Here is a 26,007-nt window from a genome sequence, read left to right on the forward strand (position 1 = left end):
ACCGCCGGGAGGTTTCACCCATGCTGCGGCCACGCCGTTTCGAACACGAGATCGATCCCGGCCCTGTGCAGATCCAGGCTCGCAAGGTCGACTTCGACGTTTCCGACGCGCCGCTGCACTGGATCCCCGGTCATCCGGTCGCCTCCCACGTCGTCGGTCTGCTCAACGTCGTGCTTCCGGTGGCCGAACGCTGGTTCGTCGCCACCTACGACGAGGCATTGCCCCTGGTGAAAGATCCGCGGCTGGCCGAGGACATGCGCGGGTTCATCGGTCAGGAGGCCACCCACGCCGACACCCACGACAAAGTCCTCCAGGATTTGATGGTGGCCCGCGGGGTGGACCCCGAGCCCATCCTGCGCCAGCTCGACTACGTCTTCGCCCAGGTGCTCTCGCCGAGCACGTCGAGTGATCCGCGCCGACGACACAATCACCTGTGCGACCGGCTGTGGCTGATCGCGGCCATCGAGCACTACACCGCCGTGCTCGGCGATTTCGCCCTCAACTGCGCGTGGGACGACTACGGCGCCGATCCCACCCTGGTCGATGTCTTTCGCTGGCACGGAAGCGAAGAGGTCGAGCACCGCAATGTCGCCCACGACGTCGCGGTCTACTTTCACGACAGCTACTTCGACCGGATCCGGTCGATGGGGATGGCGGTGATGCTGATCGCGGGCTTCTTCAACCGCGGCGCCTGGTACCTGTGCCGAACCGACCCCAGCCTGAATATGAGCTGGTGGAGGATGCAGCGGCTGCGGGCCAGGGACTCCAAGCTGGGTCTGTTGCCCAAGTACCGCACGTTGTTCGGCACCACGACACTGACGTATTTCCGGCCCGACTATTCGCCGGAGGACGTCGGCTCAACCGCGCAGGCGGTCGCCTATCTGGCCAGCTCACCCGCCGCCCGCGCCGCGCACCTGTGAAACGGCTGTCCCGTTTGCGTGTCGTCCCGCCGAGTGCGTCGGGACGGACCCGCCATGACGTTCCACTCAGTCTCACCGACGCGGCCGTCACAGCCATGTGGGCGATCAGCGGCACGTTCCGCCGGCCGGCGGCGCCACCGGAGCGCGACCACACCCTCACGTTGCAGATCGTCGAGCGCCGGGTGGTGGCGCGGGACCAGAACGTGGTCGCCCTGACCCTGGCCGCACCGGACCGCCGGCCGCTGCCGTCCTGGCACCCCGGAGCGCACCTGGACATCCATCTGCCCAGCGGCCGGATCCGCCAGTATTCGCTGTGCGGCGAGCCCGGCCTGCGAACCTGCTATCGGATCGCCGTGCGGCGCATCCCCGACGGCGGCGGCGGCTCGATCGAGGTCCACGACGGCCTGCCCGTCGGCGCGACGGTCACCAGCAGCGGCCCGCGCAACGCGTTCCCGCTGACGATGCCGGGCTACGGGTCGCCCACCCGACAGCTGCGGTTCATCGCCGGGGGCATCGGCATCACCCCGATCCTGCCGATGCTTCCGGTGGCCGAGCGACTGGGTGTGGACTGGTCGATGATCTACGCCGGGCGCAGCGAGGACTCCATCCCGTTCCTCGACGAAGTTCGCCGGTTCGGATCGCGGGTGCAGATCCGTACCGATGACGTGCACGGGACACCCACCGCCGCCGACCTGCTGGGCGACTGCCCGGACGGCGTCGGCGTCTATACCTGCGGCCCGGCACCGATGTTGACCGCGATCCGGGCCGCCCTGGCCGGCCGCGACGACGTGGAACTGCATTTCGAGCGATTCGCCGCTCCGCCGGTGGTCGACGGCACCAGCTTCAGCGCGACACTGAGAGCGACCGGGGCCACCCTGCGGGTCGGTGCCGACGAGACGCTGCTGTCGGCGCTGCGGCGCGAGCAGGTGGCGGCACCGTACTCCTGCCAGCAGGGCTTCTGCGGCACGTGCCGCACCCGGGTGATCAATGGTGTTGTGCAGCATCGAGATACGCTATTGACCGAGCCGGAACGTGCCGCCGGGATGATGCTGACCTGCGTGTCACGCGCACCCGAGGGCGGGCATCTGGAATTGGACCTGTAGTCCGATGGCGCGTTCACTCGGTCTGGCCCGCTGGGACCTCCTGCGGCCGTTGGACATGTTGTCCTCGGTCTGGTCGGCCGCCCCGGTCAGCTCCGGGGCGGCGGTCGCGTATCGAACGATGTTCATGACAGTCAAGAGATTGGTGGTGGGACGCACCCTGACGGTGCGACTGGACAGCGGGGACATCACGCTGACCGTCACCGAATTCGACTCGCGCCTCGATGTGCGCCGGCTTGCGGTCGGCCAGTTGAACGACGTCCGGCTTACCGCCACCGATATCTGTTGGCAGGAACGCTATTTCGAGCGCGCCACGGTGGTTCTGCATAATCTTCATCTGCGGCCGGGGGTTCCCCCGGTGCTGGTGGCCGCACCCGTCGAGGTGAGCATGGAAGTCTCGACGCACGTATTAGACGACGTCTTCTCCGACACGCTGCCGCGGCTGTCGGGCCAGGTGGACGATGACGGCGTCGCGCGGCTGCGCTGGGCGCGTCGCCCCGGGCTGGGCAGCGTGGAGGTCGACGTGAAGCTTGACGGCTCCACCCTGTGGCTGCATCCGCGGGCCGTGCGGACCCGCCGCCGTCGTTGGGCGTTGCCGACCCGGATTCCGGCCTACCCGGTCCGGTTACCCGAGCTGGCCAGCGGCTTGGCGCTGACGAGCCTGTCGTTCGGGCCCGGCGCGCTACACCTGACCGGAACCCTGCCGGAGTGGCGCGCCGAGGCGCCCAGGGCGCGCGTCGAGGACGTCCTGACCCAACTCAGCAACGTCGGCCGGCCCTTGAATCTGACCGGCCGCTCCCGCCGCGGCTAGTCGCCGGCGTTCGTATCGGCGGATCGCCAGGGCGACGACGCTCGCCAGCAGCCAGCCGAGCAGGATGTCGATGACGTAATGCTCGGCGGAGTACACGAGGGTGAAGGCCATGATCGCCACATACCCGGCGAGCAGCGGCCGCCACCGCCGGCTCACCCGGCCCCACAGGAACGCCGCGATCATCACCGACAGGCCGGCATGCAGCGACGGGATCGCCGCCACCAGGTTGACGCTGGCCTGACCTTCGTCGAGCAGCGCCCGAGCCACGTCGAGGTGCAGCATCCCGAAGCCTCGGCCGGAGATCCGCTCGACGAAGTCGTGGGCTCCGTCGTGCTGGGCGATGACTCGACCCAGCAATCCGCCGTCGGGGAGCGGCACCCGCCGGAACATGCACTGCGGATCGGGGGGACCGCCCGCCACGTCGGCCGGCCCACATCGGGCCGCCGCCCACGGTGGCGCGGCGGGCAGCACCGCGTAGATGGCCAGCGCCGCGAAGGACAGCACCACGAACCGGCGAACGAAGGCCTTCCACACGTCGCGGTCGCGCAGCCACAGCACGCCGCCCAGCGCGTACGGGAGGATGAAGAACGAGATGTAGACGGTGCTGATGATCACCTCCCACCAGGGCGGTTCGGGCAGCTTGAAGTGTTCTTGCAGCCACACCGTGGGCACTGCGCCGAACATCCGGCGGTCGACTTCGGGTTGCCACAGCCACTGAGTCGGCGTACCGATCAGATCCGCCGCTCCCCTGCTCAGGTCGTAGACGATCAACACCAGCGCGAACGGCAGCCAGTCCCGCACGATCAGCAGCACCCGTTGGCGGCCGATGCTTGCGGCCAGCAGCCCGGCACAGATATAGACCAGGATGAGTTCGCGATTCAGGGCCAAACCCCGTGTCGCTGTGAGCGATACGACAGCGACCGCCCAGATGGCGATCGCAGTGCGGCGCAGCAGTGTCAGCCGGCGGGTTCGGGGGTCCGCGGGTGCCGGCAGGGACGTCGCGTCGACATCGGTTGCTGTCATCGGGTACCACTCAACCGGGTCATCGGTTCAGCATTACCCAGAATCGCGAAAGATTCCGTTCAGACGCTGTTAATCCGGCTGTAGCCGACCCACAGGTTTGGTGGTCGTGGCGTGGACCAGCAGCTCGGCCAACTCGGCAGGGCGCGACAGGAACGGGGAATGCGACGTCTCGATGGTCAGCTGCTCGACGCCGAGACGCTCGGTGACGGTATCGGCCAGCCACCGGGGCATCGACCGGTCCTCGGTGCAGCGGATGAAACTGCGCGGCAATTCGGCAGCCCAGAACTGAGGCACCGACACCGGGGTGTCGTTGACGGCACCGAACTTCTCCGGCCCCAACCGCTCGAATGCCCAGCGCGCGGTCGACTCGTCGCAGTCGTGGTAGAAGTAGCGCCACGCGCCCTCGAAATCGGCGAACGTCATCGCGCCGGCCTCGTCGAAGTGCAGGTAGCCCAGCATTTCCCCGACGTCTCCGTCGAACTGGCCGTCCTCGGTGTTGCGCATCGCCATCGCCTCGGGATACGAGCGCCCCTCGCGGGGCAGCGCGGCCGCCAGATAGACGATGTGGCTGACGTCGCCGACCGCCGCGTCGGCGGCCACGGTCGCGTCGAACCCGCCGCCGGAGTGGCCGACCAGCACGTCACCGGACTCGATCACCTCCAGGATCGCGTCGCGGCGGCGCGGGATGGTCCACTCCGCCAATGGATCGTCGACACGTGCGCCGTGCCCGGGCAGGTCCACCGCGACCCCCTGGTGGCCCATCCGGTCCAGTTCGGCGATGGCGCGCTCCCAGCACCAGCCGGCGTGGAAGCCGCCGTGGACGAAGACGAACCGCACGTGTCTCCTCAGTCCCAGGCCGAGGCGACCGCCTCGGCGACATCGATGACCTTGGCCTGTTGGGATGCCGGGCTGTCGATCTCGTCGGCGACGTAGGCCGCGACGAACCGGCGGATCTCGGCGTCGACCCCGGCCACGATCCGCAGGATCTCGCCGCGTACCGATTTCGAGGTGACGTTGACCGCGATATCGGACGAACGTGGCTTGGCGACGTCAATGACCAGCAGGAGGGGCTCGGCAGCCCGCGCGGTGGCCCGCAGCGCGATATCGCCGTCTACGGTGAATCGCTGCTTGTCCACCCGCAGGTCGACCACCAACTCGATCACCAGGGGAATGCGGACGTTGAAGGTGATGGTATCGCCCACGCTGCGCCGGGCGACCGGTTGCTGGATCCGCACCTTCGCGGTCACTTTCGCGAGCCCGGCCGGCCCCTGTGCCATCGGACCCATCTCGAACTCTCCGCCGGCGATCTCGGCGAACGCCGCCGCAACACGCTCCTCGGTGACCGCCAGCTCGAAGAATCGGCGACCGAATTCTTCATAGGTGACGAAGCTGTGCGTGTGCATAGGGATCTACAGTCTCACGCCGGAGGTCGACGACAGGGCGCGGAGCGGTAACAAATCGGCCGTGTCAGGCCGGCGACCACACGAGTCGTAGACCGTCGTCGGCCGGTTCGCCCGCCGCTGCGGCGAAGGCATCCAACGCGGTGACGACAGAGCGGCGCTCCTGTGCCGTCATCGCCCGCAGGACCCGGGTGATGGCCCGGCGGCGGTGGCGGTTCATCTTGCGCACCAGCTGTCTGCCCTCTGTGGTCAGTGTCAGCGAGATGTTGCGCCGGTCGGTCGGCGAATCCTGGCGGTTCAGGAAGCCCGCACGGATCAGCCGGTCGCAGATCCGGCTGGCATTGGACGGACTGATCTCGAGGGCGGTGGCGACCGAGGCCAGGTTCAGTGGGCCCCGGGTGTCGATCATCACCAGCACGCGCAGTTGGGGAACGGTGACGACCTCTGAGATCTCGGCGATCGACGCGGCCGCGATACCGACCAGCGCGCGCGAGGCGCGCAATACCGCGTCGATGTCGGCGGCGGCCGGCCCGTCGACTGCCCGCTCAAAAACCTGCCTGCTCATCCTCGATATTCTGCCAGTCGGGATCGATCCCGCCGCACATCAACGGTCAAACCGCGACCGCGCCGTTTTTCTCGAAGCGACGCCCAGCGCGGCAACAGCCGGCACAGCCGGTCGGCCACCGTGTCGCGCCAGCGCAGGACGGGGTTGCCCGAGGCGTCGGAAAGCTGCCGATGCCGCCGCACGGCGACCAGATCGGCGGCGGCGAACGCCGACGCCGACGCCACGTTGGCCGCCGCCGCCCTGCAGTGGCCGTCGTCGTGGCTGCCCACCGCCACCGCACCCATCGTCGCCGCGTGGATCAGGTCCACGACTGTCTCCATCGCCAGCACGCAGCGAGTGGGCCGCACCGCACAGATCGCCGACTGTGCCAGCAGCCGGACACCGAGAAGCCGCATGGCCGTTCGGGTTCCATCATCGAGCCGCTTTCCGCCCACGTGCCCCGTGATCTCGTCGGCAGCGATCAGGACCGCGGTGCCGCACCAACCCGGGCTGGAATCACTGTCATGCCAGACGCGTACCCGGCGACAATGAGTGTCAATCGGATTGGTAACTCATCCTCACCCGGCGCGCGGAACGAACCTGATGAAGGGCAACCTTCGGCCCACGGCACGGAAGTCGGCCTCGGACCCGTCGGCGGCAAACCCCATCACCCGTGGGAGAAGATGCCTGGCTGCGGCGGTACCGGGCGGCGTTGGGCCCCCACCCGGATGCCACCACGTGGCTGTCATCCGCGGTGTCGTCACTTCCGAGCCGCCACCGTCACATCGGGTAGTCCGGCAAGTCGATATCGTCGCGCAGCGTGCGCGTGACGATCAGGTCGAACAACGGCCCGACACTCATCGCCCGCATCACCAGATCGCGAAACCAGATGCCGAACTCGGTCTTGGTCGCGAAGACGGGAAGCATCTTCAGCGCTCCGGCTTGTTTGCGTTCGACGAACCCACGCATTCGGCTCTCGTATGCCGAGAACGCCTTCCGGTAATCGCCGTGCGCACGCTGCAGCTCGCCGGCCAACACATATGCCTCCGTCATGGCCAGACCGGTCCCTTCACCAGCGAGCAGGGAGACGCAGGCGGCCGCATCGCCGACCAGCGCCACTCGATCCTGCGACCAGCGGTCCATGCGAACCTGGCTGACGACATCGAAATAGAGTTCATCGGCATCATCGAGGGCAGCGAGAATCTGTTTGCACTCCCAGCCCGCATCGCCGAACTCACTCCACAGCAAAGCTTTCCGAGCTTCGAGATCACCGGGGTCACGACCGTCGGCGGAGCGGAACACAAACAGGAACAGGGTTCGATCGTCTCGCAGCGAAAACCGCCCGACCGACCGGGCGGGTGCGCTGTATGTCACGTAGACCAGCTCGTCGCGGGGCCGGTAACCCTCCACCACGGCAGCAGCAACCAGACAGCCCAGGTAGCGCTCGGTGTCCGCTGCGGGTCCGAACGCCAGTCGACGCACGTTGGAGTGCAGCCCATCGGCACCGATGACGAGGTCGAACTGACGAGTGTCGGCGCGCGCGAAGCTCACGCTGACGCAGTCGGGGTGTTGGTTGATCGCCGTGATGCTGTCATCGAAGATCGTCTCGACATCGTGCTCGACGGCGGCGTAGATGGTGGCGGCCAAGTCGCCGCGCGCCACACTGACGAGCTCGCCGCGTGCGGCTCGGCGGAATCCGTCCACTTTCAGACTGGCATGGATCTGGCCGTCGGAGCCCATCGAGTGCAACGACTGAAGCTGATACCCGGCATTCTGGATCGCGGCCTCCAGCCCCATGCGCTGGGCGATGCGGTAACCCACACCCCAAAAATCGATCAGGTAGCCGCCGGTACGAAATTGCGGTGCGCGTTCGATCAATGTCGGCTCGTGGCCGGTTCGGCGCAGCCAATACGCGAGTGTCGGGCCTGCCACACCAGCACCGCTTATGGCGATTTGCATCCCGCACACCCTTCAGCCGATTCGGCCAATACCCACGAAAACCATAGCACTATGCAACAGTTGCAGTAGGCACCTAGAGGCGTGAGGCGAATCAGGGGCCATGATGAGGCAAGACGACGTTCGCGCGAAGGGAGAACTGCGATGGCGGCTCATACCGAGCCTGGCGGCGAGGACACACCGGAGGCCATCACCGATGCGCTGCTGACGGCGTCTCGATTACTGGTCGCGATCTCGGCCCGCTCGATCGCCCACGTGGACGAGACGATCACCATCCCCCAGTTCCGTACGTTGGTGATTCTGTCGGCCCGCGGTGAGGCGAATGTCGCAACCCTGGCGGGACTACTCGATGTGCAGCCCTCCACCACCGGCCGCATGGTCGAGCGCTTGGTCACCGCAGGCCTGATCGACCGCCGGGCCCACCCGGACTCGCGACGGGAGCTGGTGGTCGAGTTGACCGCGCGTGGTCGGGACGTGGTGCAGGCAGTGACCACCCACCGGCGCGAGGAGATCGCCCGCGTGGTGGAAAAGATGCCGCCACGCGAGCGACACGGCCTGGTGCGAACCTTGACCGCGTTCACCACGGCGGGCGGGGAACCCGCGGCCAGCCTGGCCACCCACGGCTACCTGGCCTGACCCCCGGGCTACCGCACCTGGGCCGCCAGCGCCACTGCCGCCGCTCCTCCGGCCACCGCCGCGATCGGGCCCAGATGTTCCCGGAGCCACCATTGCGGGCTGTGCGCGATCGCGCGGTCGTCGAAACCGCCATGCGCGCCGTGGTCGTCACCGGGATCGTCATCCCGCGGCTGCCATAGGTTCGCCGGACTATGCGATGCCGGGGCATCGGTCTGCTGCGACGAGTAACCGGTTCGCGCCAGGTACCGGTCCAGTGCCCACGGCGCCACCCGCTGGCCCAGCAGGGTCGCCACGGTGCTGGCGCCGACCCAGAACTGTTTGCGCCGAGGGTGTTTGGCGGCGTACAAGACCGCGCGCGCGGCGACCTCGGGCTGATAGATCGGGGGTACGGGTTGGGGATGCTTCGGCAGCCGGGAGAGCACCCACGAGAACTGCGGGGTGTTGACCGCCGGCATCTGCACCACTGTCACGTGAACGTCGCTGTGCTCGTGCATCAATTCGGTACGCAGCGATTCGGTGAAGCCGTTGACCGCGTGTTTGGCTCCGCAGTAGGCCGACTGCAGCGGTATCGCACGGCCACCCAGAGCCGAGCCGACCTGGACGATCACGCCGGTGTTGCGCGGCCGCATCCGGCGCAGGGCCGCCATGGTGCCGTAAACGTAGCCCAGGTACGTGACATCGGTGACGTGCTTGTACTCGTCGGGGGCGATCCGATGGAACGGCGCGAACACCGAAGTGAACGCGACATTCACCCAGACGTCGATCGGCCCGAGCTCGGCTTCGACCTTCTCGGCCGCCACATCGACCTGCTGGTGGTCGGACACATCGGTGGGCATGACCAGCGCTCGGCAACCCGCCCGTTCTACCTCGTCGGCCGCGGCCGCCAGCCCGTCGTGACCTCGCGCCAACAGCGCGACGTTCGCCCCGGCGAGGGCGAATTCCCGCGCCACCGCGCGGCCGATCCCTGCGCTGGCACCGGTCACGACGACCGTCTTGCCCTTCATCGATGTGCTCATGGGTCGTTCCTTTCCGTAGTGTCTTCGGTGCTCTGCGCCAGCGTGGCCGACGCCTCGAACATCAGCGCGTGGACGAAGGCCTGAGGCAGGTTGCCTCGCAGCTGACGCTCCCGGATGTCGTATTCCTCGGAGAACAGCCCGGGTGTTCCACAACCGGCCCGGTTGCGTTCGAAGTACCGGTAAGCCTCGACGGCGTGCCCCTGCTGCAGCGCGGACAGGGACATCACGAAGCCGCACAACAGGAATGCGCTCTCGCTGGTGCCCAACCCGCGCTCGGGCCGATAGCGGTAGAGGTAATGATCGCGGCTGAGTTCGTGCTGCACGGCGCGATAAGTGGCCACCGAACGGGGGTCATCCGCGGGCACCGCGCCACGCACGGACGCAAGCAGCAGTGCCGCATCGACGCGCTCGTCGTCGGGTGCCCGCTGCCACCGCCCGGAGGGATGCAGCGAATTCCGGGAGGTCTCGGCGACGATGTGGTCGGCCAGGGTGCTGAGCCGCCCGGGATCCCGGGTAACACCGGCACCGGCGGCCGCGCGAAGGCCGGCGGCACACGCGAGTCGCGAATGGGTCCAGTGCTTTTCGCCCAATTCCCAGATGCCGGCGTCCGGCCGGTCCAGGTTGTCTTCTATCGCCGCAACGGCGATGTCGATCGCTTGCCGGCTGTCACCGGTCAGCAGATCGCGCCGGGCGGCGGCGGCGAACAGCAGCAGCGCCTCCCCGAAGGTATCCAGCTGGAATTGGTCACGGACGTGATTGCCGGCCAGGTCATATCCACCGGGATAACCGGCCAGATCAAGCTTCCGTTGTTCGGGCACCGGCGATCCGGTGCCCGTGTACGCCGGCATCAACTTCGGACCGTCAGCCAGCAGACGCTCCGAGACGAATGTAGTTGCGGTGGTTACCAGTTCGTGCGGACCATCCACGGCGATCGCAATGCCCGCATAGCACTGATCGCGGATCCAGGCGTACCGGTAGTCGTAGTTGGCGCCTTCATCGGCACGTTCGGGCAGACTCATGCTCGCCGCGGCGACCATTGCCCCGCTCGCCGTGGTCATGCCCCGCAGCACCGCATATCCGTGTTCGGCATCGCGCGGCGCGGCCGTCGGGCCGAGACGCGGAATCGCCTCGGCCCAGGCTTTCTCGGTGTCCGTCCACGCTTGTGGGGCGGACACCGGGTCGACGGCCAGTTCCCGGTCGGACAGTTCGAGAACCAGGTCCACCGTCTCCCCTTCGTGTAACGCGACGGCCGTGGTCAGCGCGCGATCCGCAGGGGCGCCGCCGATCACCCGCGCTTCGGGCGCACCGGCCCACCGCATCCGCAACGATCCGACGGTGGCCAGCCAGCAGCCGGTGGCGTCGTCGCGACGGATGTTTCGCACGTGGCGATGACCGAAGCCGGCGGCCGGCTGCAGCACAACGTCGACCCGCGCCTGACCGCGGGCCGCCTCGATGCGGCGCAGCACGACGACCGTGTCGGCCCGGCCGGGAAACGCCAGGGCCTCCCGGCACTCGACGATGCCGGTGGTGGTCACCCAGCGTGAGCGCCAGATCAGTGAACGGGGCTCGTAATAGCCACCCCATACGAAGGGGTCCGACGGCGTGACGGCGTATGTTCCTGTGCCGCCGATCAGGGTTCCGAATACCGCGTCGTCATCCCAATGCGGTGCGCACATCCACGCATAGTCCCCGCGCGGTCCGATCAGGGCTCCGCGTTCGCCGTCTCCGATGAACGCGTAGTCCCGCAGCGTCCATTGCGTGCCCGTGCTTGCCATGGACTTCGGCTACCCCGCGCAAGACGATCACATACCGCCGGACGGCGTCCTCACAGATGTCTCACAGCTGCCTTAATTGTTTGTTGTCGAGCAACTGTTGCACTAGATCACGCGCCGCGTGCGCGGTTTCATCGCGGCCGTCTCATCGACCCCTTCTCATATCTCGCCGCGTTCGGCCGCCCGCTCGAACACCGACCGGGTGCTGGCGAATCTGCGCATCCAGAACGCCACCCGGGTGTCGTCGGCGAAAGCGGCGCGGTCATCGATCACCATCGCACGCAACAGACTGCGGCCGAGGTGGTCGTTGACCTGACCGGCCACCGCGGCGGCCAACGCCTGCAGATCGGTGCGCGACGATCCGGTGTCCGGCGAGGCGAGGATGTCGTAGCTCCAGCGCAGGAGGGCGTCCAGGGCGAGCCTGCGGACGCTTCCACAGTAGCGGGTGACCACCTCTTCTTCGATCCCGTGGCGAGAGCGCATGGTCGCAGGTCACACCGCTCCAGTCCCCATCGGGCCAGCTCATCGTAAGGGCCGCCTCCGGCACCTGCTTGCGGAGGTCTTCGGGGACCGCACTGTCCACGAATTCCGAGTCGGCTCCGATCGTTCCACCTCCATCCGGTCGGCCGTCCACATCCGGTGAACCGAGTCGACCCCCCGGTAATACCCACCTTTCTTGCTCTGGCTGCGTAACGGTCGGCGCCGCGCCGACCACCACGTCGCGGACGCGGACGCCATCGGGGTGTCAGCACTCAAGGAGGACGTCTCACCATGACACCGAGCACACGCGGACTCGTGGCCGGCGCCGTGATCGCCATCGCGAACATCGCTGTGACCATTGCACTCGGCGCCGGCACCGCGGGTGCCGCCACCATGCCAGCCGAAGGCACCTACATCGCGGACATGACATCCGCCGGCGAGAATCCGATGACGATGGCCGTCACGGTCGACGGCGACAAGGTCGCGGCGTATGCCACCAACGGCACCGACGAGGAGGCCTGGTTCTTCGGCACCCAGACCGCCGGCACGATGCATTTGACATCGATGTACGCCGACCGGATCGACGCGGTCTACGACGGCTCGCAGCTCAGTGGCACGGTCACGATGAACGACGGCGGCACCTCGCGCACGTTCAGCGCCCCGGCCGTCGCCGCCCCGGCCGGCATCTACACCGCGACGATGGGCGGCACCAGGGCCTCGTGGGTCGTCAGGCCGAACCGCACGATGATGGGCGTGATGGACAACAGCGCGCCGGGCGATCACAAGGTCACCGACCAACTCGCCGCCGAGCAGCAGCAGTATCGCGACCAGGTCCGCCAGATGCGTATCGATCAGCAGATGCGGCAGGCACCGCCGATGCGATACGGCACCTGGAGCGCGACAATCGACGCGACACCGGTCACGGCGACTCGGGTCACCGGCGGGATGCGGTTCTGAGGGCGAGCTACCCGGCCAGACTGGGAGTAAGCGGCTCGCTTACCCCGTACCCGCCTGCCCCAACTGTGAATTGACGTTATCGTTCGGATGACTTCGATTGCAGGAGAACAGACTTTGCCGACCGGTGATCACATAGCGAACAGATCCCCCCTTCGCCGGGTGATCACGGGGGCGTCGATCGGGAACGCCGTGGAGTGGTACGACTTCGCGATCTATGCGTTTCTCGCCACGTTCATCTCGGTGAAGTTCTTTCCGCCGGGCAACGAGACGGCCGCACTGCTGAACACCTTCGCGATCTTCGCCGCGGCATTCTTCATGCGCCCGCTCGGCGGCTTCTTCTTCGGCCCGCTGGGTGATCGCATCGGCCGGCAACGTGTGCTGGCGCTGGTGATTCTGCTGATGTCGGGTTCGACGCTGGCGATCGGACTGCTACCCACCTACGCCGCCGCGGGAGTGCTGTCCCCGCTGGGGCTTCTGCTGCTGCGCTGCCTGCAGGGCTTCTCCGCGGGTGGTGAATATGGTGGCGGCGCATGTTATCTCGCCGAGTTCTCGGCCGATCGCCGGCGCGGGGTGGTGGTCGGGTTCCTGGTGTGGTCGGCCATGGTGGGGTTCCTGCTCGGCTCGCTCACCGTGACGCTGCTGGCCGCCGCACTCCCCGACGGCGCCATGGAAAGCTACGGCTGGCGGATTCCGTTCCTGCTGGCGGCTCCGCTGGGCCTGGTCGGGCTCTACATCCGGCTGCGCCTGGAGGACACCCCCGCGTTCACCGAACTCTCCGACACCGAGGGGGTCGCCGAATCGCCGCTACGGGAGGCCGTCACCACGGCGTGGCAGCCCATCGTTCAGGTCATCGGCCTGATGATCATCCACAACATCGGCTTCTACGTGGTGTTCACCTATCTGCCAACCTATTTCATCAAGACCCTGCACTTTTCGAAAACCGCCTCATTCGTCTCGATCACCACGGCGACCGTTGTCGCGCTGGTGCTGATTCTGCCGCTGGCGGCGCTGTCGGACCGGATCGGGCGACGGCCGCTGCTGATCGGCGGCGCGGCCGGCTTCGCGGTGTTGGCGTATCCAGCGTTCCTGCTGTTGAATTCGGGGACACTGGTGGCCGCCGTCCTGGCGCACTGCCTGCTGGCCGCCGTGGAGGCGGTGTTCGTCTCGGTATCACTGGTGGCGGCCGCCGAGCTGTTCGCCACCCGGGTGCGCTACAGCGGGTTGTCGATCGGCTATAACGTGTCGGTGGCGGTGTTCGGCGGAACCACCCCCTACGTGGTCACGCTGCTGTCCGCCCGCACCGGGAATGACTATGCCGCAGCCATTTACATCGTCATCGCGGCCGTGGTGTCCCTGGCCACGGTGCTGACGCTGCGCGAGACCGCCGCCAAACCCCTGCAGAGTCTCGGGATCAGAGCTCCAGCAGCACCGTGACCGGCCCGTCGTTGACCAGCGCGACCTGCATGTCGGCGCCGAACGCGCCGGTTTCGACGTGCGCGCCCAACGCCCGCAGTGCATCGGCAAACACGGTGACCAGCGGTTCGGCGACCGTGCCCGGGGCGGCCGCGTTCCAGGTCGGCCTACGGCCTTTGGTGGTATTGGCGTACAGCGTGAACTGACTGACCACCAGGATCGGTGCACCGGTGTCGGCGGCCGACCGCTCCTCGTCGAGAATCCGCAACTGCCAGAGCTTTTCACTCAGCCGGCGGGCGATGTCCTCGGTATCGGTGTGGGTGACGCCGACCAGCGCGAGCAAACCCTGGCCGGGCGGCCGAATTTCGCCGACCACCTCGCCGCCCACCGACACCGACGCCGACGTGACCCGCTGCACCAGCACCCGCATGGGTGCCGATGCTAGCCGGTGCCGGCCCCTACTCCTCTGCGCCGGCCGGCGCGTAACCCAGGATGGACTTGGACTCCAGGAATTCCTCGAGCCCCTCTTCGCCCCACTCGCGGCCGTTGCCGCTCTGCTTGTAGCCGCCGAACGGCGCGCTGATGTCGAACGCATGGTTGATGGTCACCGCACCGGCACGAATCCGGCGTGCCAGGGCGCGTGCTTGGTCCAGGTCGGCTCCCGAGACGTAGCCGTAGAGGCCGTAGTCGGTGTCATTGCCGATCTCGATGGCCTGATCCAGGTCGTCATAGCCGAGGATGCACAGCACCGGTCCGAAGATCTCTTCGCGCGCGATCGTCATGTCGTTGTCCACCCCGGCGAACACGGTCGGGCGCACGTAGTAGCCCGTGGACAGTCCTTCGGGCCGGCCGGGCCCGCCGGCGACCACCGTCGCACCCTCGTCGATGCCCTTCTGGATCAGGCCCTGGACCTTGTCGAACTGCACGCGCGAGGCCACCGGGCCGATCGCCGAATTGTCGCTCAAGTCACCGACCTTCACCCCCTCGGCGGTCGCCCTGGCGACCGTGACGGCCTCGTCCATCCGCGAACGCGGCACCAGCATCCGCGACGGGGCGTTGCAACTCTGGCCGGAGTTCATCATCATCACCGCGACGCCCGCCGTCACGCTCTGCGCGAAGGCCTCGTCGTCGAGCACGATGTTGGGGCTCTTGCCGCCGAGTTCCTGAGCCACCCGCTTGACCGTCGGTGCGGCGTTGCGTGCGACCTCGATGCCGGCGCGCGTCGAACCGGTGAACGACACCATGTCGATACCGGGGTGGCTGGACAGGGCCGCCCCGACGCCGGGCCCGTCGCCGAGCACCATGTTGTACACGCCGGCCGGCAGTCCCGCCGCGGCGACGACCTCGGTGAAGATCTGGCCGGAATACGGCGCGACCTCCGAGGGCTTGAGCACCATCGTGCAGCCGGCCGCCAGCGCCGGGAACACCTTGCAGGCGATCTGGTTGATCGGCCAGTTCCACGGCGTGATCAGTCCGCACACCCCGATCGGTTCCTTGACCACCATGGTGGCCCCATGCGGCTCCTCGAAGGAGTAGTTCTTCAGCACGTCGATGGCCGTGGCGAGATGGGCAAGGCCCATCTGGACCTGCGGCCCGGCGGCCAGGGTCGGCGGCGCACCCATCTCCTCGTGGACCGCGTCGGCGAGGTCACCGGCGCGCTTCTGGTATTCGCCCATCACGGCCTGCAGCACGTCGAGGCGTTGTTCTCGAGAGGACTGCGACCAGCTGCCGAATGCCTTGCGCGCGGCCCGGACCGCCTTGTCCACGTCCGCCTCGGCACCGAGGGCGATCTTGCCGCTGACCTGCTCGGTGGTGGGGTTGTCGACGTCCAGGGTCCGCAGCTCGACCGGGTCGACCCACTTCCCGTCGATGTAGAACTTCAAATATTCGCGCATGGCTGTGTCCTCCTCGATCCTTGCGGTGAATCCTTGCTCATCAATCGGCGTCATTGGGTGCCTTCGGCATACCAGGTCCGGAACCGGTCGTACTTCGGCATCTCCTCGGAGTTGGCCTTCGGATCGATGCATACGTGCACCACGCCGACTTTTCCACTGGCGTAGGCGCGGGTGATCGCCGGCCCGATCTCGTCCTCCTTCTCGACGTACTCGCCGTGGCAGCCGAAACCCTCGGCGACCTTGTCCATCCGGACGTCCTTGCTCCAGTGCACACCGGGCTGCGGGGACGGCTGGGCGAAGGTGCGCTTGTAGACGCCCACCTCGAGGCCCCACTGGTGGTCGACGCCGACCACGCACACCAGCGGCAGGTTCTGCCGGACCGCGGTCTCCAGCTCGGCGATGTGGAACAGGAACGCCGAGTCCGACGTCAGCAGCATGACCGGACGTTTGCCGCCGTCGGCGACCGAGGCGCCCACCGCGTAGGGCAGACCGGTCCCCAGGTGGCCGAAGTTCTGGTTCCAGATCACGTCCCGGGGCTTGGCCTGCGAGTAGGTCCAACCGAAGATCACGGTCGCGCCGCCATCGCGAACCATGATGCCGTCGGCGGCGTTCTCGTCGAACGCCTTGGTCGCCTCGACGACGTAGCGGGCGGGATGAATCGGGGTGCGCCCGGTCGGGGCGTCCTCGGCCACCTGGGCCAGCTCCGCAGCGTCGGCCTTGATCAGGCTCGCCAGGTTGGCCGACGGGGCACGCGGGGTGTCGCGCAGCGCCTCGACCAGCTGTGGCACCACGCCGCGCAGATCGCCAACCAGCGCCACGTCGACCGGCCGGTTGACGCCGATGGCGGTCGGGTCCTGCTCGACGTAGACCCATTTGCGGTTCGCATTGTTGGCGGCCCAATGCTGGGTTCGGCCGTAGTGCATGGGTTCGCCGAGTTCGGTGCCCAGGGCGACGCACAAGTCGGATTCCTCGACGGCCTGGTTGGCGGCCGGGGAGAACAGATATGGGAACGTCCGATCCTGCAGGCCCGGGATGAACGACGTGCCCCCGGAGGTCTGGATCACCGGGCAGGCCATCAGTTCGGCCAGCGCCTTGACCTCCTGCTGGGTGCGGGACGTGTGCACACCGTGGCCGACCAGCAGCACCGGGCTCTTGGCCTCGCGGATCAGCTGCACGGCCTCGGCCACCTCGCGGCTGCCCGCGCCCTGGTTGACCAGCCGGTAGCTGGACGGCGCCGGCGCCGCATCGACGTCCAGCTCGTCGAGGATGACATGCGACGGGAACTCGACATAGGACGGGCCCGGGGTGCCCGACATCGCCCGGCGGATGGCCTCGTGGATGATCTCGTCGGTCTGGTCGGCGTACTCGATGGAGCTGCTGTACTTGACCGAGGGCGCGAACAGGCCCTCCTGCTGGACGAACTGGATCCGGCCGCGGCGCACCCTGCGCTCGGTGATGCGGGCGCGCTGCCCGCCGAGGAAGATCACCGGTGAATTCTCGACGAGCGCGCACATCATCGCCCCGGCGATATTCGCGACGCCGGGGCCCAGGGTGCCGATGCACAGACCGGGCCTGCCGGTCATTCGCGACGCGGCCTCGGCCATGAAGCCCGCACTCAGCTCGTGGTGCGGGGCCACCACCGACCAGCCGCGCGCGTCGGCTTCGGTGAACATGTGCACGAAGTTCGGGTCCGGGATACCGAACAGTGTGTTCACACCCTCGGCCTCGAACAGGTCGAGAATGCGTTTGTAAACCGGTACACCCATGTCTAGCTCCTTGCTCGATATCGTTGTGCGAGTCGTTGGCGGTGCACTGTCGGGGACCCGAACAGCGAACGGTTGAGGGCGGCACGTTTGAGATAGACGTGGATACCGCTTTCCCACGTGTAGCCGATCCCGCCGTGCAACTGCATCGCCTTGCCGGCAATGTCGACGGCAGCACTGCCGGCGTAGGCCTTGGCCATCGCGGCCGCGGTGGCGGCATCAGGTTGGTTCGCACCGATGGCTTGGACTGCGGCGCTGACCAATTGGCGGGACACGGCGACGGTGACCTGCATGTCGGCGCAGGCGTGCTTGACGGCCTGGAACGAGCCGATGGGCCTGTCGAACTGCCGGCGAACCTTCGCATAACCGACCGTGGCGGCGAGCATGGCCTCGGCGACGCCGAGACTGTCACACGCCACCGCGACGGCGGCTCGGTCACGCAGGCGGTGGACCTGGGCCTGTGGGTCCCCGGCGAAGCGATGCACGTGGGTGACCTCACCCGCCGCGGTGACCACGGCCAGCCGGCGCGTCTCGTCCAGCACGGGCTGCGGGGTGACCGTCACAGCACGCTCGATGACCACGTCGCCCTCGATCATCAGAATCCGGTCGGCGCCTTCGGCGTCGGGCACGAATTCCAGCGGTTCGAATGCCACGGCCACCCGACTGGCGCCGGAGGCGATATCTGCCAGCAGCCGATCGCGGGCTTCGCTGGGCTGCAACGCATTGACCGCACCGACCGCCAGCACCGCGCTGCCGAGGAAGCTGTTGACGCTCACCGCGCGTCCCATCTCCTCACAGATCACGGCCACCTCGGCGAAGGTCGCCCCGGCACCGCCGAGGTGCTCGGGCACTTCGAGCCCGGTCCACCCCGCGTCAGCCAGCACCGCCCAGTCGACCGTCTTGTCCTTGGCCAGTAGATCCCCCGCCACCGAGCGGAGTTCGGCGTGGAATTCGTCGAATTCTGAAATCTGTGTCGCCATTACGCAGTGCTCGGCTCTCGGGGCAGGCCCAGGCCGCGTTCACCGATGATGGTGCGTTGGATCTCACTGGCGCCGCCGGGGATGGTCCACTCCCAGGAACCGATGAAATCCAGCATCCAGGCACCCGACTCCCACCCACTCGACATCGGCTTGGCCAATTGGGTGTGAACTTCCAGGCCGCCGATCTCGGTGGCGAAATCGGTGATCCGCTGCAGCAATTCGCTGTAGAACAACTTCACGATCGACGCATCCGCCGGCCCGGCGTCGCCGGCCTCGCTCCGCTGCACCAGATCGCGGCACAGTCCACGCAGACCGGTCAATTCGATCTCGAACTGGGCCAATCGGTCCGCGACGACCGGCTCGTCGACCGGGCTCGAGTCCACCAGCCAGCGGAAGCCCGCATTGCCCAGCCGCTCGGCCAATTCCAGCATCGTCATGCCCCGCTCGGCGCCCAGGGTCGCCTGCGCGACCTGCCAGCCCTGGTTCTGGCCACCGACCAGATTGGCTGCGGGGATTTCCACACCGTCGAGGAAGATCTCGCAGAAATGCGAGTCGCCGATGGCATTGCGGATCGGGCGCACCTCGACACCCGGGGTGGTCATGTCCAGCAAAAAGTACGAAATTCCCTTTCGTTTGGGCGCATCGGGATCGGTGCGGGCCAGTAGCAGACACCAGTCGGCGTGCGCACCTCCACTGGCCCAGAGCTTCTGCCCGTTCACCACATAGTTGGCGCCGTCCTTGCGGGCCGTCGTGCGCAGCGCGGCCAGATCCGATCCGGCGTCCGGTTCGGAGAATCCCTGCACCCAGATCTCACCGTCCAGGATCGCCGGGAGATGGCGCTGTCGTTGGTCGTCGGTGCCGGCCACCAACAGCGTGGACGCCGCGTGGTGGATACCGACGAACGCCAGCACCAGTCGGGGTGCGTCGGCCGCGGCCAATTCCTGATACAGCACAACCTGTTCGGGCACCGACATCCCGCCGCCCCACCGCGCCGGCCAGTGCGGCACGGCATACCCTGCGCTGTGCAGTTCGGCGAACCAGTGTTTCTGGAACGCGACGAATTCGTTTTCGCCGACTCCGGTCTGGGCTTGCCGCCAATCCTCGGGTACATGTTCGGCGCACCAGCGCCGGACGGTGGCACGGAATTCCGCCAGTTCGCTGACCCCCGTCACGTGTACAACCCGCTCAAGCCGTGGGCGCCGACGGTGCGGGTCAAGTGATCCCGGGTCGCCGAGATTCCCCACGGCAACCGCCGCAGTGGCTGGCTGTACCGCGACAGCCAGGACAGCGTGGTTTCATCGCAGAATCCCGTGGCACCGTGCAGCTGATGACATACCCGGAACACGACTTCGGCGGCTTCCAGGGCCGCCATCCGCAACGCCAGTGCGTCATCGAGCGCCTCGGGACGCCCGGTGGCGATACTCCACAGCGCATATTTCGCCAGGATGTCGACACCGCTGCGCTCCACCTCCGCGTCGGTCAGCTGAAACTGCACGCCCTGGAAGGACGACAGCGTCTGGCCGAACTGCTTGCGGAGGCTGACGTGCGCGATCGTGAGTTCCAGCGCGCGGTCGAGCATGCCCAGCAACGTCCAACACGGCAACACCAACCCGAGCGGGACGTCGGCGGCGCCCCCGGCATCCAGCGCGCTCAGTTCGAGCTCCGTGACAAAGGCCGGTCCCGCCGGGCCACGACCGGTGACACTGCTCCGGTCACCGGCCACTGTGACTGCGGTCCAACGGCTTTCCAGACCGGCCAGTGCTGCCGCCGGCCGATTCTGCGCCACCACGACCAGCCCGTCGGAGTCCAGATCGGTGGGGACCGCCAACCGCTCGGCGACCGGGTAAGGCAGCGCCCAGTAGCCCGCGCTGCGGCACAGCGCCGCCGCCGCCTCCAAACCGTCCGGGTCGGTGCGCGGATCGAGATCGAACGCCCCGAGTTCGGCCAGCGCCGGTCCGACCAGCGAGTCGCGTAGCTCCGGCTTGGTCTCGGCTTGTTGCACCAACTGATCGCCGCCGGCCATCTCGAACGCGCGAAGCGCCTGGCGGCCATACTCTTTGGCATCCTTGCCCAGGTCAAGAAGCATGTCGCTCACTTCGCCCCGGCCAGCAACGAGCGGGACAACAGGATGCGCTGCATCTCGATGCTGCCCGAGGACACCGTGGAAGCCTGCGAGTACCGCCAATGGTCCTCGACCTCACCGAGGAACCACCCGGCTCGCGGATCATCATGGGCAACTTCGGCGGCGATGTCGGTGAGCACCTCGGCGCTGTCCTGATCCAGCTTGGTCACCGCGATCCGATAGGCGGCGGCGTCGCCGGGTTTGATCTGGCCACTGTTCTGCAACTCGACCACCCGGTACGCCATCAACCGGGCCCGGCGGCAGTGGGTGAGCATCCGCACCCACCGTCCCCGCAACTCGGCGGGCAACTCCTCCCACCGATCGCCGAGAACGGTAGGGGCGGCGGCCAACAGCCGCTCGCAGCGGGCGTAGCGCGCGATGCCGACACGTTCGAAGGACATCACGTCCTGCACGATCGACCATCCGTCGTCGACGGTGCCCAGCACGTCGGCCTCGGTGACGCGCAGGTCGTCGAAGAACACCTCGTTGAGGTGGTGGGGGCCCAACATCGTGCGGATCGGCCGGACTTGGATGGCCGGATCGTTCATCGGAACCAGGAAGATCGTCAGGCCCTGCTGCTTCTTGGCGACGCCACCGTCGCCGACCCTGGTGGTGCGGGCCAGCAGGAAACACCATTGCGCCATGGTGGCGTAGGACGTCCAGATCTTCTGCCCGCTCACCAGCCAGCCGTCCGACCCGTCCGCGGCTCGGCGCGCTGTGGTCCGCAACGACGCCAGATCGGATCCGGCTTCCGGCTCGGAGAAGCCCTGGCACCAGATCACCTCACCGGCCGCGATGGGTGGCAGGTGCCTGCGCTGCTGCTCCGCGGTGCCGTGCTTCATGATGATCGGCCCGACCCAGTTCACCCCCATGTACTGGGCACCGCGTGGTTCGTGGTGGGCCCACATCTCCTCGCGCACCACGGTCTGCTCCCAGACCGATGCCTCCCGGCCGCCGAACTGCTCGGGCCAGGCCATGCACAGCAGGTGGCGCCGCGCCAGTGTGCGGCAGAACTGCTGGGCTGTTTCGAGATCCGCCGGATCGTCGGTGAAGGCACCCAGGAAGTGTTCGGGGACTTGTTCTTTCACCAACGAGCGCAGTTCGGTCCGCAACTCGTCGGCCTGCTCACCCATCTGAAATTCCACCCTCAGACCACCTCCCCGGTTTCGGCATCGGAAAGCTCCAGTTCGCTCAGGACGTCCTGGGTGTCGGCGCCCAGCTCCGGCGCCGGACCACGAACGTGTCCCGGTGTGCGGGAGAACCACGTCGGGACGCCAGGGAACCGAACCGGACCGTATTGGGTCTGCACCGTCTCGAACAGCCCGACCGCATTGAGATGCGGGTCATCGAACAACGCATCCGGGGTGTTGATCGGCGCCGCCGGTATCTCCAGTTCACCGAACAGCGCCAGCCATTCGGCGGTGGTGCGTTCCTCGAGTGTTTTGGCCACCAAGCCGTACACGGTGTCGATCTGCTGGGCGCGTTGTTCGAGCGTCGCGTGCTCGTCGGTCACCCAGGGCGGTTGCACCGCGTTGATGAACGCGTTCCAGTGCTTGTCGTTGTAGATCAGCGCCGCGATCTGGCCGTCGGCGGTGCGATAGGGGCGGCGATTGGGCGCGACGGTGCGCGGGTAGACGGCGGGCCCCAGCGGAGGGTCGAACATCGCGCCGTTGGCGTGCTCGACCAGCATGAAGGAGGCCATGGTCTCGAACATGCCGACCTCGACCTCCTGCCCCTCACCGGTGCGTTCACGGTGGAACAGCGCCATCATGGTCGAGTACAGGGCGGTGAGTCCGGCTACCTTGTCCGCCATGATGGTGCCGACATAGTTGGCATCCCCGGTCAGTTGTTCCTGGACGGCGGGAATCCCGCATTCGGCCTGAATGGTGTCGTCGTAGGCGGGCCGGTCCCGTTCCGGACCCCGGCGACCGTACCCGTAGCAGTTGGTGTAGACGATGCGCGGATTGATCACCGAGACCGTCTCATAGTCGAAGCCCAGCTTGGCGATCGCCTTGGCCCGCATCGAGTGGATGAAGACATCGGCTCGGGCGATGAGGGCGCGCAAGGCTTCCCGGCCTGTGTCGGTGCGCAGATCGAGCACCACACTGCGCTTACCGCGGTTCACGTTGACGAACACGCCGCTCATGCCGGGGGCCGGTCCGACCGAGATGAACCGGGTGTTGTCCCCTTCCGGCGGTTCGACTTTGATGACGTCGGCACCCATGTCGGCCATGATCTGGGTGCAGTACGGCCCCATCACCATGGCGGTGAGGTCGACGACCCGAACCCCCGCCAGCGGACCGCTGCTGTTCATTCTGTGCCCCTTGCCATCCCGAAGCTGTGGCCGATGTGAGCGTTGTGCCCGTCGGGTACCACCGGGAAGACCAGCGGGTTGCTGATGTCGCGGATCTCCTCGATGCGAGCGCCCACCTGGTCGATGGTCCACGCCGGCTGGTAGACGCCGACGGATTCGGCGACCACCACCCGGGCGACCCGACCCGCGATGGCGGTGAGGATTTCCCCGGTGACCGAGCAGGATTCGTGCGCCAGCCAGCCGACCACCGGGGCGACCAGATCGGCACCCATCGGCGGGTAGGCGGAGGTGTCCAGCCCCTCGGCCATCCTGGTCACCGCCGCCGGGACGATCACGTTGCAGCGCACACCGTGTTCGGCGCCTTCCAGCGCGGCGACATCGGACAGTCCGATCACCCCGGCCTTGGCGGCGGCGTAGTTGGCCACCGCATGGTTGCCATAGAGCCCACCGATCGACGAGGTCAGGACGATACGACCGTAGCCGGCCTGACACATCAACGGAAAAGCCGACCGCACAACGTGGAACGCGCCGCGCAGGTGCACGTCGAGCACCGCGTCGAAATCCTCCCCGGCCATCTCCGACAGCGGTGCGCGCCGCACGATCCCGGCATTGTGGATCAGGATGTCGATCCGGCCGTACCGCTGTGTCGCCGCCCCGACGATCGCCTGACCGCCCACCGCTGTCGCCACCGACTCCGTGGAGGCGATCGCCTCCCCGCCGGCCGCGATGATCTCGTCGACCACCTGATGCGCCGGCCCGATGTCGTCACCCTCGCCGGTCAGGGCTCCTCCGGGGTCGTTGACCACGACCTTGGCGCCCAGGCCGGCGAGCAGCAGCGCGTATTCGCGGCCGAGACCACGGCCGGCGCCGGTGATGACGGCCACCCGATCGTCGAACCTCCGGTCAGCCACGGCCCGCGCCGCCGACCGTAACGTCACGGCGGGGAATCGCCGGATCTTTCGCCCTGGTGTTACTTTCGTGCGCCATCGGCGACTAGTGTCCGAGTTCCAGGCCGTCGAGGTCACCCTTGTCACGCCACTGCGCGATCAGTTCGTCGAACGCGTAGAAGCCGGGCGAGTAGAAGTGACCGAGGAATCCACCATTGTTCTCTGAAGCCCCGCGGCCCTCGTTGTTGTAATAACCGGGGGTGCAGGAAAGCTCGAACGCCGAGTTGTCGATCGCGAGTTCGCGGACGGTGTTCACCCAGTTGTCCTGCCCCGCCTGCGACGGCTCCACCGTGGTCGCCCCGCGCTTGGAGACCTCGGCGATGATGTAGGCGATGTGGCGGGCCTGCTGCTCGAACATCGCGGTGGTGTTGGCCGACACCCCACCCTGGATGAACCCGAGATGGAACTGATTGGGGAAGCCCCGGCTGGTCATCCCGTGCAGCGTCTGGTAGCTGTCGTGCCAGGAGTCGAACAGCGACAACCCGTCGCGACCCTCGATGACGTCGATCGCATACCGGCGGCTGATCTCCGTGGAGATCTCGAACCCGCTGGCGAACACCACGCAATCGACCTCGTACTCCACGCCGTTGGCGATGATGCCCTTCTTCGTGAGCCGTTCCACGCCCTTGGACTCGGCGACGTCGACCAACGTCACGTTGGGCAGGTTGAAGGCGGGCAGGTAGGTCTCGCTCGAGCACGGGCGTTTACACATGAACCGGTAGTACGGCTTCAGCGCCTCGGCGGTCTGCGGATCCTCGACGATGCTCTCGACGCGGCGCCGCAGCCGCTCCATGATCCTGTAGTCCTCTTCTTCCCGGATCGCCATGATCTCTTCGACGCCCAGCGATGCGGGGTCGGGGCTGGCCGCGATCCGGGCGGTCATGTTGCGGCCGAGTTCGGTCCAGAAGTCGCACACCAGGTCCGGCTCGCCGAACACCACGCCGACGAACGGTGACCAGTTGTGGAAGTTGCGCTTACGCTCCTCCTGCCAGCCCGGCTGCAGTGCGGCCGCCCACTCCGGATCGGTGGGCGTGTTCTCGCGCATGTCCACCGAGGACGGGGTGCGCTGGAACACGAACAGCTGCTTGGCATCCCGGCCGAGGTGCGGTACCAGCTGCACTCCGGTGGCGCCGGTGCCGATCAGGGCGACCCGCTTGTCCGCGAGCTTGTGCAGACCACCGCTCGCGTCGCCGCCGGTGTAGTCGTAATCCCACCGCGCGGAATGGAAGGCATGCCCGCCGGCATCGAGGTACTCCTTGATGCCGGGGATGCCGGGCAGCTTGGGCTTGTTGTAGGACCCCTGGGCCATCACGACGAAGCGCGCGCGGATATCGTCGCCGCGATTGGTCGTGAGCCGCCAGCGCTTGATCGAATCGTCCCAGCGCATGGTCTCCACCTGAGTGGAGAAGATCGCGCCGTCGTAGAGGCCGAAGTGCTTGCCCATCGCCTGGCAATGTCCGAAGATCTCGGCTCCGTCGGCGAACTTCTTGCTCGGCAGGAAGTCGAGTTCCTCGAGCATCGGAATGTAGCAATAGGCGTCGTTGTCGCACTGGATGCCCGGGAAGCGGTTCCAGTACCAGACCCCGCCGAAGTCGCCGGCCATGTCGATCACCCGGACGTCCCCGATACCTGCCTTCTTCAGGTAGGCACCGGAGAGCAGGCCGGCGAAGCCACCGCCGAGCACCACGACCTCGATGTCCTCGTCGATCGGGTCGCGTTCGGTGACCGGCGTGTAGGGGTCCACCTCGTAGAGGCCGGCCAGGTCGCCGTCGAGTTCGAGGTACTGTGCGGCGCCCTCGTCGCGCACTCGCTTCGCACGCTCGGCGGCGTACTTGACCCGCATGGCCTCGATGTCGACATCCTGCGGCACATCGGTTGGTCCACAGGGCTTCTCCGGGTAGGTCACCTGGTCTCCTCCCTCGCGATTTCGGCGCGTTTTCGTTCGCTCAGCGACGGAT

The 26,007-nt window shown here is 67.3% G+C and carries 24 protein-coding genes and 1 pseudogene; 6 read left to right on the plus strand and 19 right to left on the minus strand.

Going from position 1 to position 26,007, the window contains the following annotated elements:
* Positions 1 to 20 precede the first annotated feature (20 nt).
* The 3 genes from ORI27_RS05495 to ORI27_RS05505 are packed head-to-tail and all read left to right on the plus strand — an operon-like array spanning position 21 to position 2,831.
* The gene (locus tag ORI27_RS05495) at positions 21 to 920 is read left to right on the plus strand and encodes a metal-dependent hydrolase (RefSeq protein WP_265995546.1); all 900 of its coding nucleotides are present in this window, start codon (positions 21 to 23) and stop codon (positions 918 to 920) included.
* A complete protein-coding gene (locus ORI27_RS05500; protein WP_407666220.1) occupies positions 917 to 2,023 on the plus strand; it encodes a PDR/VanB family oxidoreductase in 1,107 nt (368 codons plus the stop codon). The genes ORI27_RS05495 and ORI27_RS05500 overlap by 4 nt, the downstream gene beginning before the upstream one ends.
* 4 nt (positions 2,024 to 2,027) lie before the next feature.
* On the plus strand, positions 2,028 to 2,831 hold the full coding sequence (locus ORI27_RS05505; RefSeq protein ID WP_323055562.1) for a hypothetical protein: 804 nt from the start codon (positions 2,028 to 2,030) through the stop codon (positions 2,829 to 2,831).
* Here the strand turns inward: ORI27_RS05505 and ORI27_RS05510 are convergent.
* From ORI27_RS05510 to ORI27_RS05535, 6 genes and pseudogenes are all read right to left on the minus strand, one after another.
* Positions 2,802 to 3,854 (minus strand): annotated as a pseudogene (locus tag ORI27_RS05510) (phosphatase PAP2 family protein); the annotation flags it as partial. The gene ORI27_RS05505 and the pseudogene ORI27_RS05510 sit on opposite strands and share 30 nt — an antisense overlap.
* A gap of 69 nt (positions 3,855 to 3,923) precedes the next feature.
* Entirely contained in the window at positions 3,924 to 4,691 is a 768-nt protein-coding gene (locus tag ORI27_RS05515; protein WP_265995549.1) for an alpha/beta fold hydrolase, read from the minus strand.
* 8 nt (positions 4,692 to 4,699) lie between these two features.
* On the minus strand, positions 4,700 to 5,257 hold the full coding sequence (locus tag ORI27_RS05520; RefSeq protein WP_265995550.1) for a hypothetical protein: 558 nt from the start codon (positions 5,255 to 5,257) through the stop codon (positions 4,700 to 4,702).
* A gap of 64 nt (positions 5,258 to 5,321) precedes the next feature.
* Positions 5,322 to 5,819 carry a MarR family transcriptional regulator gene (locus tag ORI27_RS05525; RefSeq protein WP_265995551.1) on the minus strand — a complete coding sequence of 166 codons (498 nt, stop codon included), beginning with the start codon at positions 5,817 to 5,819 and terminating at the stop codon, positions 5,322 to 5,324.
* The gene (locus tag ORI27_RS05530) at positions 5,816 to 6,214 is read right to left on the minus strand and encodes a hypothetical protein (RefSeq protein WP_265995553.1); all 399 of its coding nucleotides are present in this window, start codon (positions 6,212 to 6,214) and stop codon (positions 5,816 to 5,818) included. Before ORI27_RS05530 ends, ORI27_RS05525 begins: the two co-directional genes overlap by 4 nt.
* 364 nt (positions 6,215 to 6,578) lie before the next feature.
* On the minus strand, positions 6,579 to 7,757 hold the full coding sequence (locus ORI27_RS05535; protein ID WP_265995554.1) for an FAD-binding domain: 1,179 nt from the start codon (positions 7,755 to 7,757) through the stop codon (positions 6,579 to 6,581).
* 141 nt (positions 7,758 to 7,898) lie between these two features.
* On the opposite strand from ORI27_RS05535, the gene ORI27_RS05540 reads away from it, so the two are divergent.
* Positions 7,899 to 8,390, plus strand: a complete 492-nt coding sequence (locus ORI27_RS05540) for a MarR family winged helix-turn-helix transcriptional regulator (protein WP_265995555.1) — start codon at positions 7,899 to 7,901, stop codon at positions 8,388 to 8,390.
* 8 nt (positions 8,391 to 8,398) lie between these two features.
* Here the strand turns inward: ORI27_RS05540 and ORI27_RS05545 are convergent, their stop codons facing one another.
* The 3 genes from ORI27_RS05545 to ORI27_RS05555 all read right to left on the minus strand — a co-directional run bounded on the left by ORI27_RS05545 (position 8,399) and on the right by ORI27_RS05555 (position 11,661).
* A complete protein-coding gene (locus ORI27_RS05545) occupies positions 8,399 to 9,406 on the minus strand; it encodes an SDR family oxidoreductase (RefSeq protein ID WP_265995556.1) in 1,008 nt (335 codons plus the stop codon).
* Positions 9,403 to 11,181, minus strand: a complete 1,779-nt coding sequence (locus ORI27_RS05550; RefSeq protein WP_265995557.1) for a glycoside hydrolase family 15 protein — start codon at positions 11,179 to 11,181, stop codon at positions 9,403 to 9,405. The genes ORI27_RS05545 and ORI27_RS05550 overlap by 4 nt, the downstream gene beginning before the upstream one ends.
* Before the next feature lie 156 nt (positions 11,182 to 11,337).
* A complete protein-coding gene (locus tag ORI27_RS05555) occupies positions 11,338 to 11,661 on the minus strand; it encodes a TetR-like C-terminal domain-containing protein (protein WP_265995559.1) in 324 nt (107 codons plus the stop codon).
* A 288-nt stretch (positions 11,662 to 11,949) separates the two neighbouring features.
* Here ORI27_RS05555 and ORI27_RS05560 point away from each other — a divergent pair, with 288 nt between their 5' ends.
* Both ORI27_RS05560 and ORI27_RS05565 read left to right on the plus strand, forming a co-directional pair.
* Positions 11,950 to 12,615, plus strand: a complete 666-nt coding sequence (locus tag ORI27_RS05560; RefSeq protein ID WP_265995561.1) for a hypothetical protein — start codon at positions 11,950 to 11,952, stop codon at positions 12,613 to 12,615.
* Between the two features lie 87 nt (positions 12,616 to 12,702).
* Positions 12,703 to 14,049: an MFS transporter gene (locus ORI27_RS05565; protein WP_265995563.1), complete on the plus strand. Its 1,347-nt coding sequence runs from the start codon at positions 12,703 to 12,705 to the stop codon at positions 14,047 to 14,049.
* Here the strand turns inward: ORI27_RS05565 and dtd are convergent.
* The 10 genes from dtd to ORI27_RS05615 all read right to left on the minus strand — a co-directional run bounded on the left by dtd (position 14,027) and on the right by ORI27_RS05615 (position 25,892).
* Positions 14,027 to 14,458 (minus strand): D-aminoacyl-tRNA deacylase, encoded by a 432-nt coding sequence (gene dtd / locus ORI27_RS05570; protein WP_265995564.1) that lies wholly within the window; start codon positions 14,456 to 14,458, stop codon positions 14,027 to 14,029. The two genes, ORI27_RS05565 and dtd, sit on opposite strands and share 23 nt — an antisense overlap.
* 28 nt (positions 14,459 to 14,486) lie before the next feature.
* Positions 14,487 to 15,923 (minus strand): aldehyde dehydrogenase family protein, encoded by a 1,437-nt coding sequence (locus ORI27_RS05575; RefSeq protein ID WP_265995565.1) that lies wholly within the window; start codon positions 15,921 to 15,923, stop codon positions 14,487 to 14,489.
* A 50-nt stretch (positions 15,924 to 15,973) separates the two neighbouring features.
* Positions 15,974 to 17,689 carry a thiamine pyrophosphate-binding protein gene (locus ORI27_RS05580; protein ID WP_265995566.1) on the minus strand — a complete coding sequence of 572 codons (1,716 nt, stop codon included), beginning with the start codon at positions 17,687 to 17,689 and terminating at the stop codon, positions 15,974 to 15,976.
* Positions 17,690 to 17,691: 2 nt separating this feature from the next.
* Positions 17,692 to 18,666 carry an acyl-CoA dehydrogenase family protein gene (locus tag ORI27_RS05585; RefSeq protein ID WP_265995568.1) on the minus strand — a complete coding sequence of 325 codons (975 nt, stop codon included), beginning with the start codon at positions 18,664 to 18,666 and terminating at the stop codon, positions 17,692 to 17,694.
* Entirely contained in the window at positions 18,666 to 19,838 is a 1,173-nt protein-coding gene (locus ORI27_RS05590; protein WP_265995569.1) for an acyl-CoA dehydrogenase family protein, read from the minus strand. The genes ORI27_RS05585 and ORI27_RS05590 overlap by 1 nt, the downstream gene beginning before the upstream one ends.
* Positions 19,835 to 20,752: an acyl-CoA dehydrogenase family protein gene (locus ORI27_RS05595; RefSeq protein ID WP_265995570.1), complete on the minus strand. Its 918-nt coding sequence runs from the start codon at positions 20,750 to 20,752 to the stop codon at positions 19,835 to 19,837. Before ORI27_RS05595 ends, ORI27_RS05590 begins: the two co-directional genes overlap by 4 nt.
* 5 nt (positions 20,753 to 20,757) lie before the next feature.
* Entirely contained in the window at positions 20,758 to 21,933 is a 1,176-nt protein-coding gene (locus ORI27_RS05600) for an acyl-CoA dehydrogenase family protein (RefSeq protein ID WP_265995571.1), read from the minus strand.
* 2 nt (positions 21,934 to 21,935) lie between these two features.
* Entirely contained in the window at positions 21,936 to 23,102 is a 1,167-nt protein-coding gene (locus tag ORI27_RS05605; RefSeq protein ID WP_265995572.1) for a CaiB/BaiF CoA transferase family protein, read from the minus strand.
* Positions 23,099 to 24,013, minus strand: coding sequence for an SDR family NAD(P)-dependent oxidoreductase (locus ORI27_RS05610; RefSeq protein ID WP_265995573.1), 915 nt, complete (start codon positions 24,011 to 24,013; stop codon positions 23,099 to 23,101). The genes ORI27_RS05605 and ORI27_RS05610 overlap by 4 nt, the downstream gene beginning before the upstream one ends.
* Positions 24,014 to 24,095: 82 nt before the next feature.
* Entirely contained in the window at positions 24,096 to 25,892 is a 1,797-nt protein-coding gene (locus tag ORI27_RS05615) for a flavin-containing monooxygenase (protein WP_265995664.1), read from the minus strand.
* Between the last annotated feature and the right edge of the window lie 115 nt (positions 25,893 to 26,007).

It is taken from the genome of Mycobacterium pinniadriaticum, from assembly GCF_026242045.1.
GTDB lineage: Bacteria > Actinomycetota > Actinomycetes > Mycobacteriales > Mycobacteriaceae > Mycobacterium > Mycobacterium pinniadriaticum.